Origin of the sequence: Pseudomonas sp. Root71, from assembly GCF_001429045.1 — a bacterium.
Classification (GTDB): domain Bacteria; phylum Pseudomonadota; class Gammaproteobacteria; order Pseudomonadales; family Pseudomonadaceae; genus Aquipseudomonas; species Aquipseudomonas monachiensis.
Map to the genome: position 1 here is coordinate 1 of NZ_LMHY01000027.1, position 12,868 is coordinate 12,868.

The following is a 12,868-nucleotide window of genomic DNA, read 5'->3' on the forward strand; positions in this document are numbered from 1 at the left end:
CTTTCGGCTTCGATGAACTGAAGCAACCTTTCGGCTTCGATGAACTGAAGCAACCTGCTGTCGAAAACTGCGTAACTCATTGTTTGCCAAGGAGTTTTCCGTTTCGACTGCGCCGGAAGTGGGGCGAATTATAGGCTTCCAGAATCTGCCGTCAACAACTATTTTCATAAAACTGTCATATAGCTCAAAAAGCCCCAGAAACGCGAAGGCCGGCCACAAGGGCCGGCCTTCTTTACCCTTCTACTTACAAGCTAGGGAACGCGAACTGCGAAGCTTCATGGCTCGCACGCTGCGGCCAGCGCTGGGTGATGGCCTTGCGGCGGGTATAGAAACGCACGCCATCCGGGCCATAGGCGTGCAGGTCGCCGAACAGCGAACGCTTCCAGCCGCCAAAGCTGTGATAAGCCACCGGCACCGGCAGCGGTACGTTGACACCGACCATGCCGACTTCGATCTCGTCGCAGAACAACCGCGCCGCTTCGCCGTCACGGGTGAAGATGCAGGTGCCGTTGCCATATTCGTGATCGTTGATCAGTTGCATGGCTTCTTCCAGGCTGTTGACCCGAACAACACACAGCACCGGCCCGAAGATCTCTTCTTTATAGATGCGCATTTCTGGCGTGACGTTGTCGAACAGGCAACCACCCAGGAAGAAGCCTTCCTCGTGACCAGCGACGGTCAGGCCACGGCCGTCCACCACCAGTGTCGCGCCGGCGGCTACGCCGTCTTCTACATAACCGCTGACTTTGTCCCGCGCCTGGCCAGTCACCAGTGGGCCCATGTCCAGGCCGCAGTTGGTACCGGCACCGATTTTCAGCGCCTTGATTTGCGGAACCAGTTTGGCCACCAATGCATCCGCGACCTGGTCACCCACACACACCGCTACCGAGATCGCCATGCAACGCTCGCCGCAGGAACCGTAGGCCGCGCCCATCAGTGCGCTGACAGCGTTATCCAGATCCGCATCCGGCATCAGCACCGCATGGTTCTTCGCACCACCCAGTGCCTGTACGCGCTTGCCGCGCTTGGTGCCTTCGGAATAGATGTATTCGGCAATCGGCGTCGAACCAACGAAACTCAGCGCTTTGACTTCCGGCGCTTCGATCAATGCGTCCACCGCAGTCTTGTCACCATGCACCACGCTCAGCACGCCTTTCGGCAGACCAGCCTCCAGCAGCAGCTGGGCGATCAGCAACGTCGAGCTCGGGTCGCGCTCGGATGGCTTGAGGATGAAGCAGTTGCCGCAGACGATCGCCAGCGGGTACATCCACAACGGCACCATGGCCGGGAAGTTGAACGGCGTGATACCGGCAACCACGCCCAGCGGCTGGAAGTCCGACCAGGCGTCGATGTTAGGGCCGACGTTACGGCTGTACTCGCCCTTGAGGATTTCCGGAGCCGCGCAAGCGAACTCGACGTTCTCGATGCCGCGCTTCAATTCACCGGCAGCATCTTCCAGGGTCTTGCCGTGCTCTTCGCTGATCAATTGCGAGATGCGCGCTTCGTTCTGCTCCAGCAGTTGCTTGAAGCGGAACATCACTTGGGCACGCTTGGCCGGCGGCGTGTTGCGCCAGGCCGGGAATGCAGCCTTGGCCGCGTCGATAGCGCTCTGGATGGTTTCGCGGGTCGCCAGCGGCAGCTTGTGGATAGCCTGGCCGGTAGACGGGTTGAACACATCAACCGCGCGACCGTTCTCGGTCACCAGTTCGCCATTGATCAAATGCGGAATAACGCTCATGGAAGCTCCTGAAAAGTTGTCCACAGGTGCTCGCTTCGGAGCACCTGTTGCTTGTAGGTATATAGAAGGAGAAATCAGTCGATCTTGCTCAGCACTTCGCCGACCGCGTCGAACAGACGATCCAGGTCCTGCGGCTTGCTGTTGAAGGTTGGGCCGAACTGCAGGGTGTCGCCGCCGAAGCGTACGTAGAACCCGGCTTTCCACAGCGCCATGCCGGCTTCGAACGGACGCACGATGGCATCGCCGTCACGAGGGGCGATCTGGATCGCGCCGGCCAGGCCGAAGTTGCGGATGTCGATGATGTTCTTGGTGCCCTTGAGACCGTGCAGCGCGTTTTCGAAATGCGGCGCGACTTCGGCCACGCTCTGCACCAGGTTTTCCTTTTGCAGCAGGTCGAGTGCTGCCAGGCCAGCGGCACAAGCCACCGGGTGCGCGGAATAGGTGTAGCCATGGGGGAATTCAACCGCGTATTCAGGTGTCGGCTGATTCATGAAGGTCTGGTAGATCTCGGAGCTGGCAATCACCGCGCCCATCGGGATCGCACCGTTGGTGACTTGCTTGGCGATGCACATCAGGTCCGGGGTCACACCGAAGGTGGTAGCACCGAACATGGTGCCGGTACGGCCGAAACCGGTGATCACTTCGTCGAACACCAGCAGGATATTGTGCTGGTCGCAGATTTCACGCAGACGCTTGAGGTAACCCTGAGGCGGAACCAGCACGCCAGCGGAACCGGCCAATGGCTCGACGAATACTGCCGCGATGTTCGACGCATCGTGCAGTTCGATCAACTTCAGCAGTTCGTCAGCCAAGGCGATACCACCCTGCTCCGGCATGCCACGGGAGTAAGCGTTGCTTGCCAGCAAAGTGTGCGGCAGGTGATCGACGTCCATCATCGCCTGACCGAACAGCTTGCGGTTGCCGTTTACGCCACCGAGGCTGGTGCCGGCGATGTTCACACCGTGGTAACCACGGGCACGGCCGATCATTTTGGTCTTGGTCGACTGGCCCTTCAGGCGCCAGTAGGCACGGACCATCTTCACGGCAGTGTCAGCACACTCAGAGCCCGAGTCGGTGAAGAACACGTGGTTCAGGTTGCCCGGGGTCAGGTCGGTGATTTTTTCAGCCAGCTGGAAGGACAGCGGATGACCGTACTGGAAGGCTGGCGAGTAATCGAGGGTGCCCAGCTGCTTGGCGACCGCTTCCTGGATTTCCTTGCGGGTGTGCCCGGCGCCACAGGTCCACAGACCGGACAGCGAGTCATATACCTTGCGGCCCTTATCGTCGATCAGCCAGCTGCCTTCGGCGCCAACGATCAGCCGTGGATCGCGCTGGAAGTTGCGGTTGGCGGTGTAAGGCATCCAGTGAGCATCGAGCTTGAGCTGGCTGGCCAGGGAAGTCGGGGCGTTTTCAGGCAAGTTCATGGGCAAAACCTCGCAAGGCAATAAGCGGCGTAATGATTGAAAACCGTTGTTGCAGCTAAATTGCCACGGAGATAAAGTCTGTGAAATGCAACTCTTCTAATGTTCAGTCAGCCCATTACTAAACTTTTGAGTAACCCGCATGAGCTCTCGTCGTCCCGATCCGCTGGCCCAGGTCAGCGACTTTGATATTCGCCTGCTGAGGATTTTCCGCAGCGTGGTGGAATGCGGCGGCTTCTCTGCGGCGGAAACCGTACTGGGCATCGGGCGCTCGGCGATCAGCCAGCAGATGAGCGATCTGGAGCAGCGCCTCGGTCTGCGCCTGTGCCAACGGGGACGTGCCGGGTTTTCCCTGACCGAAGAAGGCCGCGAGGTCTATCAATCGGCGTTGCAGCTGTTAAGTGCACTGGAAAGCTTCCGCACCGAGGTCAATGGCCTGCACCAGCACTTGCGCGGCGAATTGATCATCGGCTTGACGGACAACCTGGTCACCCTGCCCCACATGCGCATCACCCATGCCCTTGCGCAATTGAAAGAACGCGGCCCGGACGTGCAGATCCAGATCCGCATGATCGCGCCCAATGAAGTCGAACAAGGCGTGCTCGACGGTCGCCTGCACGTCGGCGTGGTACCGCAGGCCAGCGCACTGTCGGGGCTGGAGTATCAACCGCTGTATAGCGAGCGGTCGCTGTTGTACTGCGCAGTCGGGCACCCGCTGTTTTATGTCGACGACAAGCAGCTGGACGACGAACGCCTGAACAGTCAGGACGCCATCGCACCCACCTTCCGTTTGCCGGCGGAAATCCAGGCTCACTACCAGGCGCTCAACTGCACCGCCAGCGCCTCGGACCGCGAAGGCATGGCGTTCCTGATCCTGACCGGGCGCTACATCGGTTACCTGCCGGATCACTACGCGAGTCTTTGGGTGCAGCAAGGCCGGTTGCGCGCATTGAAAGCCAAAACGCGTTTCTATGATCTCAGCCTTGCATCGGTCACCCGCAAGGGTCGTCGCCCACATCTTGTGCTGGAAAGCTTTCTGGAGAGTCTGGCGGCGACGCGCTGAAAGACTTGTCTGTAGCCTGCCGGTACGCTATCAACGCACTGGCCGCACCCACTCATCTTCTCGGAAGTGCCTATGACCTTTGAAGTCCCTGCCCACGGCGCAAAACCCGTCAGCCGCATTCGTCAGAAAAACGAAGAGACCATCATCAAAGCCGCCGAAGACGAGTTCGCCCGTCACGGGTACAAAGGCACGAGCATGAACACCATCGCCCAGAATGCCGGGCTGCCCAAGGCGAACCTGCATTACTACTTCACCAACAAGCTTGGTTTGTACGTGGCGGTGCTGAGCAACATCATCGAGCTGTGGGACAGTACCTTCAACACCCTCACCGCCGAGGACGATCCGAGCGAAGCCTTGACCCGCTACATCCGCGCGAAAATGGAGTTCTCCCGACGCCAGCCGCAAGCCTCGCGAATTTTTGCCATGGAGGTCATCAGCGGCGGCGAGTGCCTGACCGAGTACTTTAACCAGGATTATCGCGCCTGGTTCCAGGGGCGTGCGGGCGTATTCCAGGCGTGGATCGACGCCGGTAAAATGGACCCGGTCGATCCGGTGCACCTGATCTTCCTGTTGTGGGGCAGCACCCAGCACTACGCCGACTTCGCCACGCAGATCTGCCGCGTCACCGGGCGCACCAGGTTGACCAAGCAAGACATGGAAGACGCCGGGGATAACCTGATCCGCATCATTCTCAAGGGCTGCGGCCTGAAACCTGCCATCTAAGCACTTATGCCATTTACCCTCAGCGGTTTTTGCGAATACCGCGAAGAGATTCGCAAGAGCCGCTTCATGACCTTCGCCGCGCCGATCTCCAGCCCGGCCGAGGCCCAGGCGTTCATTGAACAGCACAGCGACTTGAATGCCTCGCACAACTGCTGGGCCTGGAAACTCGGCGATCAGTATCGCAGCACCGATGATGGCGAGCCCGGCGGTACGGCAGGCCGGCCGATTCTGGCAGCGATCGAGGCACAGGATTGCGATCAGGTCGCGGTGCTGGTGATTCGCTGGTATGGCGGCATCCAACTGGGCACCGGGGGGCTCGCCCGAGCCTATGGCGGGGGTGCAAACAAATGCCTGCAAGCTGCGCCGAAGATCGAGCTGATCAGCCGGGTTCCGCTGCGTTGCGCGTGCGGATTTGCCGAGCTGGCCCTGGTCAAGCTGCGGGTGGCAGAGGCAGGTGGATTGGTTGTGGATGAGAGCTTCACCGCCAATGGTGTCGAGTTGCTGTTGGCCGTGGGCGATGCGCAGATCGACACCTTGCAGTCACAACTGGCCGATTTGAGTCGCGGGCGCATTCTGTTACAGCGCTGAATCACAGGCTGCGATCTTTTGGGGCACGCCGGCTTTTCACTTATTCCATATTTGCCCACATCTGCTGTGCACCCGGCTGTGGATAACCTGAGCACATACCGCTGTAACCCTTCTGTCATGCGGCTTTGCGGACTTTGCTCAATTTTCGTCCAATCTGCCATCAAGCACATCAAATTCAAATAAAAACAAACAGTTACAACGGTTTATCGCCTTTAGAAGAAAGCCACTCAGTGCTTATGCCCGTGCTCTGAGCTTGCACACAAATACTGTGGAGCAATCTGTGGATAACCCGTTCATGGCCGTCTCGGCGCCCTGCACGGTATGGCTTGTGGTTGATTGCTCATTTTTTGAGCAAAAGCACGCGAGCAAAATAGGGGCTTGATTTGCGCCATTGCCCCCATGTGGTGCCGGACTCTGCGTAGCGCATCCGAAAGCTGCGTACTCAACGCCTCTACTCGCAGGGCTTCGAGGTTTTCCTGACCTAATGGCCAGAAAATTGCTTTATCCACAGGCACAAGTCCAACAGCACTGAGCCTGTCATGCCCAATCACGCTCCAATCCCCGATACGGTTCCGCGCCTGCAACTGCGCAGAATCAGCAAACGCTACCCCGGTTGCCTGGCCAACGATGCCATCGACCTGACCATTGCCCCTGGCGAGATCCATGCCCTGCTCGGGGAAAACGGCGCGGGAAAAAGCACGCTGATGAAGATCATCTACGGCGTCACCCACGCCGATTCCGGCGAAGTGATCTGGCAAGGTCAGCGGGTGAGCCTGCGCAACCCGGCCCAGGCCCGGGGTTTGGGAATCGGCATGGTGTTCCAGCATTTCTCGCTGTTCGAGACCCTGAGCGTGGCGCAGAACATCGCCCTGGCCATGGGCGCGGCGGCAGGCACGCCCAGACAGCTTGAGCCGAAGATTCGCGAAGTGTCCCGGCGCTATGGCATGGCGCTGGAACCGGAGCGACTTGTCCACAGCCTGTCGATCGGTGAACGGCAACGGGTGGAAATCATTCGCTGCCTGATGCAGGACATCCGTCTGTTGATTCTCGATGAACCGACTTCAGTGCTGACCCCGCAGGAGGCCGATGACTTGTTCGTTACCCTGCGCCGGCTCGCCGCCGAAGGCTGCAGCATTTTGTTCATCAGCCACAAGCTCGGGGAAGTGTGCGCGTTGTGCCACAGTGCAACGGTTTTACGAGGCGGTCGGGTGGCCGGGCATTGCGTGCCGGCCGAGTGTTCGGATCAGCAACTGGCGCGCTTGATGGTCGGTGAAGCCGCGGAGTTGATCGCTGACTATCCGAAGGTTACCGGAGGTGATGCGTTCCTTGATGTCCGTGGCTTGTCCTGGCACAACCCGGACCCGTTCGGCTGCTCGCTTGCCAACATCGACCTTGAAGTGCGCCGCGGTGAAATTGTCGGCATCGCCGGTGTCGCCGGCAATGGCCAGGATGAGTTGCTGGCCTTGCTCAGCGGCGAAGAACTGTTGCCCCGCAACGCCAGCGCAACGATAAGTTTTGGCCGGGAGCCAGTCGCCCATTTGCGTCCCGATGCTCGCCGCCAACTCGGCCTGGCGTTCGTCCCCGCCGAACGCCAGGGTCATGGTGCGGTGCCGGAGCTGAGCCTGGCGGACAACGCGCTGCTGACCGCTTTCCAGCAAGGATTGGTGAGCAACGGCCTGATCCGGCGCGGCAAAGTCGAAGCACTGGCCGAGGAAATCATCCGCCGTTTCGGGGTCAAGACACCCGATAGCCAGGCGCCGGCCCGCAGCCTGTCCGGGGGCAATTTGCAGAAATTCATCCTTGGCCGGGAAATCCTTCAGCGTCCGAAACTGCTGGTCGCCGCACACCCGACCTGGGGCGTGGACGTCGGCGCCGCCGCCACCATTCACCGCGCCTTGATTGCCTTGCGCGATGCCGGCGCGGCGATCCTGGTGATCTCCGAAGACCTCGACGAACTGTTCCAGATCAGCGACCGCCTTGGCGCCCTGTGCGGCGGTCGACTGTCGGCGCTCCACGCTACCGTCGATACCCGCCTGAGCGATGTCGGCGGCTGGATGGCCGGCCAGTTCGGTGCCCCTCAATCACTCGCATCCGCCACGCGTTAACGGAGTGTCACATGCTGCTTTCTCTTGAACCCCGCGGCCAGCAATCGCGCCTGATGCTGTGGTGCTCGCCGTTGCTGGCGGCTGCACTGACCCTGGGCTGTGGATCCTTATTGTTTATCGCGCTCGGGCACGACCCGCTGTTGACCTTGCACACCTTGCTGATTGCACCGGTCAGCGACCTGTATGGCGTATCTGAACTGCTGGTCAAAGCCCTGCCGATTCTGCTCTGCGCATTGGGCCTGGCCGTCGCCTATCAGGCGCGCATCTGGAACATCGGTGCCGAAGGTCAACTGCTGCTCGGTGCGTTGGCCGGCAGTGCGCTGGCAGTGAACATCGTCGACATGCAAAGTCGCTGGGCGCTGGTGCTGATCTTGCTCACCGGCACCTTGGCCGGAGCTGCGTGGGCCGGGCTGACGGCGTGGTTGCGCACGCGCTTCAACGCCAATGAGATCCTCACCAGCATCATGCTCAATTACATCGCCCTGAACCTTTTGTTGTATTGCGTGCACGGGCCACTGAAAGATCCGGAAGGTTTCAATTTTCCGCAATCGGCGATGTTCGGCGACGCCAGCCGCTTGCCGCTGCTGATGGAAGATGGCCGGGTCCACGCCGGGGTTTACTTCGCCCTGCTCGTGTTGGTGACCGTGTGGGTGTTGTTGCAAAAAAGCTTTGTCGGTTTCCAGATCAAGGTGCTCGGGCTGGACAAGCGGGCCGCCGGTTTCGTCGGCTTTCGCCAGAAGCGTCTGATCTGGCTCGCTCTGTTGATCAGCGGCGGCCTGGCGGGGCTTGCCGGTGTTTGCGAAGTTACCGGCCCCATCGGCCAACTGGTGCCGCAGGTCTCGCCGGGCTACGGCTATGCGGCGATCACCGTGGCATTTCTCGGCCGTCTGAATCCTGTCGGCATATTGTTTTCCAGCCTGTTGATGGCGCTGCTGTACATCGGCGGCGAAAGCGCACAAATGAGCCTGAACCTGCCGCAAGCGATCACCCAATTGTTCCAGGGCATGATGCTGTTTTTCCTGCTGGCCAGTGATGTGCTGATCCTCTACCGACCGCGCTTGAACCTGCGCTGGACCCGCCGCGCACAAACCACCGCCGTACAAGCAGGAGCGCTGTGATGGATATCGATCTGCTGAGCAATATTTTCTACGCCATGGTCCGCTGCGGTACGCCGTTGCTGCTGGTGGCGCTGGGGGAACTGATCTGCGAGAAAAGCGGCGTCCTCAACCTCGGCCAGGAAGGCATGATGCTGTTTGGCGCGGTGATCGGTTTCATCGTCGCGTTCAACACCGGCCACCTGTGGCTCGGCGTGTTGCTGGCGATGCTCGCCGGGATGCTGTTGTCATCGCTGTTTGCCCTGGTGGCACTGGTGTTCAACGCCAATCAGGTGGCCACCGGCCTGGCCCTGACAATTTTCGGCGTGGGCCTGTCGACCTTCGTCGGCTCAGCGTGGGTCGGCAAACCACTGGCGGGGTTCGAGCCGATGGCGATTCCCTACCTGAGTGAAATCCCGCTGATCGGGCGGATGCTGTTTGCCCAGGACCTGTTGGTGTATCTGTCGTTCGCGCTGTTTGCGCTGGTGGCCTGGGTGATTCTGAAAAGCCGCGCCGGGCTGATCATCCAGGCGGTCGGGGAAAACCCGGATGCGGCCAGCGCCATGGGCTTGCCGGTGCTGGCTGTGCGCACGCTGGCGGTGTTGTTCGGCGGTGCGATGGCTGGGTTGGCCGGGGCATATCTGTCCCTGGCTTACACACCAATGTGGGCGGAGAACATGAGCGCCGGGCGTGGCTGGATTGCCCTGGCGCTGGTGGTGTTCGCCAGTTGGCGGGTGTGGCGCCTGCTGCTCGGCGCCTACCTGTTCGGGCTCGCCAGCATCCTGCACCTGGTGGCGCAGGGATTGGGACTGGCGATTGCGTCCAGTCTGCTGGCGATGCTGCCGTATGTCGCGACCATTGTGGTGCTGGTGCTGCTGTCACGGGATGCGCTGCGCACACGGTTGTATGCGCCAGTGTCATTGGGGCAGCCGTGGCAGGCTGGGCATTAGTGGTTGTCTGGTCTGGCCTCTTCGCGAGCAAGCCCGCTCCCACACTGGATGGGTGTGAACTCGGTCAAATGTGGGAGCGGGCTTGCTCCGGGCGGCGTTCCGACGAAGGCGTCCGAACAGGCAACACCTGAACCACGCCCCATGCCAATTCAAACACCAGAAAAACCACCAGCAGCGAACTCGCGCCCTGGATCAGGGCATAACCCTGCCAGGTCGAGAACAGAAACCTGGCCACGGCGTCATAGCGCCCATAAACCTGCTGCGGATCACGAATCCGCAGCACCGCCCATACGCAGACAATCGACCCCAGCAGATTCGCCATCAGCATGTGCACCGGTTCGAACGGTGGCAGCTCACCGGGCAAACTCAGCGCCTGGCTCACCCCCGTCAAAAGACCATGCAACGCAGCAAAACTCCACGGCGTGACGAACGCGACCGTCACGATCAGGTCATACCAGGCACTGCCTTGCACCAACCGGCGATATTGCGTTGTAGTCCACATCGACATTGCTCCATCAATCCAGGGAGCAACAAGGCTAAAGCCTGGAGTATGCTCCAGGGTCAAGCCCCCTCGAGACGTCATGATGCGCATCGGTGAATTAGCCCAGGCCAGCGCCGTCAGCCGCGACACGCTGCGCTTCTACGAGCAGCGCGGATTGATTGCGGCACAACGCAGCGCCAACGGGTATCGCGACTATCCGCCAGACGTGGTGCAACTGGTGCAATACATCAAGACCGCTCAACGACTGGGCTTTACCCTCGGCGAGATAGGCAACAGCGTCGCTACAATCTGGCAATCGCCCGATCCGGACACCGCCGTCACGCAGCTGCTGCAAGACAAACTCAAACTGATCGAAACCCGCATGGCCGAACTCGGCGCGCTGCGCGAAGAGTTGCAACAACGGCTCGGGCAACAGTGTCCATTGAATCCACAATCCTGACCTTTCAAGGAAGCCACTCATGTCCAAGGCAAAAACCGCACTCATCATTGGCGCCTCCCGGGGGCTTGGCCTCGGGCTGGTGAAAACCCTGCTGGCCGATGGCTGGCAAGTCACCGCCACCGTGCGCGACCCGCAAAAAGCCGAAGCCTTGCAGGCCCTGGGCGATGTGCGGATCGAAAAGCTCGACATGGACGATCAGCAGGCGGTGTCCGCCCTGAGCCAACAACTCAAGGGGGATGTGTTTGACCTGTTGTTCGTCAATGCCGGGGTCAAGGGGCCGGATGTCCAGACGCCGAACGGCGGCGCGACAATGGCCGAAGTCGGCCAGCTGTTTTTCACCAACGCCGTGGCGCCAATCAACCTGGCCCAGCGTTTTGTCGACCGGATCCGCCCGGATACCGGCGTGCTGGCGTTCATGAGTTCGGTGCTGGGCAGCGTGACCATGCCCGATGCGCCGGAACTGGCCCTGTACAAGGCCAGCAAGGCGGCGCTGAATTCCATGACCAACAGCTTCGTCACTCAGTTGGGCGAAACCGGGCTCACCGTGCTGTCGCTGCACCCGGGCTGGGTGAAAACCGACATGGGGGGTGAAGGCGCGGACATTGACGTGGAAACCAGCACCCGTGGCCTGGTCGATCAGGTGAATGCGTATGTCGGCAAGGGCGGGCATCACTTCATCAATTACCGGGGCGAAACCATTCCCTGGTAATCACCGCCGCCCACAGGGGGGTGTTGTCCTGTCGGGTTGGGCTTGCCCGCCAGAGCGTTTTGATCGACACTTCGCACCTCGCCTCCCCGGCGAACCTGGATCAGCAGACAGGGCAACACTGAGCTGGCAACCCTGAACCCAACTTTCAGAGGAGCCGGCCAACATGCCTGCGACCCGTACCTGGTTAAAGAATCCCCTCGCCATTTTCACCTCCAACGGTCTCGATGCCCGTGGTGGCCTGGTGCTGCAAGACGGTTTGATCGTCGAAGTACTCGGCGCCGGTCAACAACCGTCCGCCCCGTGCAATGAAGTGTTCGATGCCCGCGAACATGTGATCCTGCCGGGCCTGATCAACACCCATCACCACTTCTATCAAACCCTGACCCGCGCCTGGGCGCCGGTGGTCAATCAGCCGCTGTTCCCGTGGCTGAAAACCCTGTACCCGGTCTGGGCACGCCTGACCCCGGAAAAACTCGCCCTCGCCACCAAGGTCGCGTTGGCTGAATTACTGCTGTCCGGTTGCACCACCGCCGCCGACCACCACTACCTGTTCCCGGAAGGTCTGGAAAACGCGATCGACGTGCAAGTCGAAAGCGTTCGCGAGCTGGGCATGCGCGCCATGCTCACCCGCGGTTCCATGAGCCTCGGCGAAAAGGACGGTGGCTTGCCGCCGCAACAGACCGTGCAGGAAGGCGAAGTGATCCTCGCCGATAGCCAGCGCCTGATCGCCGAGTACCACGAACGCGGTGACGGCGCGCAAATCCAGATCGCCCTGGCACCGTGCTCGCCGTTCTCGGTGACGCCGGAAATCATGTCGGCCAGCGCCGAACTGGCGAACAAACTCGACGTGCGCCTGCACACCCACCTGGCAGAAACCCTCGACGAAGAGGATTTCTGCCTGCAACGCTTCGGCCTGCGCACCGTGGACTATCTGGACAGTGTCGGCTGGCTCGGCCCGCGCACCTGGCTGGCCCATGGCATCCATTTCAACCCGGACGAAATCGCCCGCCTCGGCGCCGCCGGCACCGGCATTTGCCATTGCCCGAGTTCGAACATGCGCCTGGCTTCGGGCATCTGCCCGAGCATCGAATTGACCGATGCCGGTGCCTTGCTTGGTTTGGGCGTGGACGGTTCGGCGTCCAACGATGCCTCGAACATGATGCTCGAAGCGCGCCAGGCCCTGTACATCCAGCGCCTGCGCTACGGCGCCGAGAAGATCACCCCGGAGCGCGTGCTGGGCTGGGCGACCAAGGGTTCGGCAAGCCTGCTGGGCCGTACCGATATCGGCGAATTGGCGGTGGGCAAGCAGGCCGACCTGGCGATGTTCAAGCTCGATGAACTGCGCTTCTCCGGCAGTCATGATCCGGTCTCGGCGCTGCTGTTGTGTGGTGCTGATCGCGCGGATCGAGTGATGGTCGGCGGCAAGTGGCGGGTGATCGATGGGCAGGTCGAAGGGCTGGATCTGAAAGGCTTGATTGCTGACCACAGCCAGGCGGCTCGACAGTTGATTGCAGGGACCTGACAAACACCGAGTAA

General features: G+C 60.8%; 12 protein-coding genes. 9 read left to right on the plus strand and 3 right to left on the minus strand.

Annotation, left to right across the window (positions count from 1 at the left end; translation table 11 throughout):
- Positions 1–244: 244 nt before the first annotated feature.
- Positions 245–1,738, minus strand: coding sequence for a CoA-acylating methylmalonate-semialdehyde dehydrogenase (locus ASD95_RS20520; RefSeq protein ID WP_056725206.1), 1,494 nt, complete (start codon positions 1,736–1,738; stop codon positions 245–247).
- 74 nt (positions 1,739–1,812) lie between these two features.
- Positions 1,813–3,162, minus strand: a complete 1,350-nt coding sequence (locus ASD95_RS20525; RefSeq protein WP_056725210.1) for an aspartate aminotransferase family protein — start codon at positions 3,160–3,162, stop codon at positions 1,813–1,815.
- A gap of 139 nt (positions 3,163–3,301) precedes the next feature.
- Here ASD95_RS20525 and ASD95_RS20530 point away from each other — a divergent pair, with 139 nt between their 5' ends.
- From ASD95_RS20530 to ASD95_RS20555, 6 genes are all read left to right on the plus strand, one after another.
- Positions 3,302–4,222 carry a LysR family transcriptional regulator gene (locus ASD95_RS20530; protein WP_056725212.1) on the plus strand — a complete coding sequence of 307 codons (921 nt, stop codon included), beginning with the start codon at positions 3,302–3,304 and terminating at the stop codon, positions 4,220–4,222.
- Positions 4,223–4,294: 72 nt separating this feature from the next.
- On the plus strand, positions 4,295–4,945 hold the full coding sequence (locus ASD95_RS20535; RefSeq protein ID WP_008050321.1) for a TetR/AcrR family transcriptional regulator: 651 nt from the start codon (positions 4,295–4,297) through the stop codon (positions 4,943–4,945).
- Positions 4,946–4,951: 6 nt separating this feature from the next.
- Positions 4,952–5,533, plus strand: coding sequence for an IMPACT family protein (locus tag ASD95_RS20540; RefSeq protein ID WP_056725214.1), 582 nt, complete (start codon positions 4,952–4,954; stop codon positions 5,531–5,533).
- Between the two features lie 539 nt (positions 5,534–6,072).
- Complete coding sequence (locus tag ASD95_RS20545; RefSeq protein WP_056725215.1) at positions 6,073–7,638, plus strand: ABC transporter ATP-binding protein; 1,566 nt, start codon at positions 6,073–6,075, stop codon at positions 7,636–7,638.
- An 11-nt stretch (positions 7,639–7,649) separates the two neighbouring features.
- Complete coding sequence (locus ASD95_RS20550) at positions 7,650–8,756, plus strand: ABC transporter permease (RefSeq protein ID WP_056725216.1); 1,107 nt, start codon at positions 7,650–7,652, stop codon at positions 8,754–8,756.
- Positions 8,756–9,682, plus strand: coding sequence for an ABC transporter permease (locus tag ASD95_RS20555; RefSeq protein WP_056725217.1), 927 nt, complete (start codon positions 8,756–8,758; stop codon positions 9,680–9,682). The genes ASD95_RS20550 and ASD95_RS20555 overlap by 1 nt, the downstream gene beginning before the upstream one ends.
- 64 nt (positions 9,683–9,746) lie before the next feature.
- Here ASD95_RS20555 and ASD95_RS20560 read toward each other — a convergent pair whose 3' ends face one another.
- The gene (locus ASD95_RS20560; RefSeq protein ID WP_056725218.1) at positions 9,747–10,184 is read right to left on the minus strand and encodes a hypothetical protein; all 438 of its coding nucleotides are present in this window, start codon (positions 10,182–10,184) and stop codon (positions 9,747–9,749) included.
- Positions 10,185–10,266: 82 nt separating this feature from the next.
- On the opposite strand from ASD95_RS20560, the gene ASD95_RS20565 reads away from it, so the two are divergent.
- The 3 genes from ASD95_RS20565 (at position 10,267) to ASD95_RS20575 (ending at position 12,854) form a co-directional block, all read left to right on the plus strand.
- Positions 10,267–10,623: a MerR family transcriptional regulator gene (locus ASD95_RS20565; protein ID WP_056726313.1), complete on the plus strand. Its 357-nt coding sequence runs from the start codon at positions 10,267–10,269 to the stop codon at positions 10,621–10,623.
- Positions 10,624–10,642: 19 nt separating this feature from the next.
- Positions 10,643–11,332: an SDR family oxidoreductase gene (locus ASD95_RS20570; protein ID WP_056725219.1), complete on the plus strand. Its 690-nt coding sequence runs from the start codon at positions 10,643–10,645 to the stop codon at positions 11,330–11,332.
- Positions 11,333–11,495: 163 nt separating this feature from the next.
- Positions 11,496–12,854 (plus strand): 8-oxoguanine deaminase, encoded by a 1,359-nt coding sequence (locus ASD95_RS20575; protein WP_008050330.1) that lies wholly within the window; start codon positions 11,496–11,498, stop codon positions 12,852–12,854.
- Positions 12,855–12,868 lie beyond the last annotated feature (14 nt).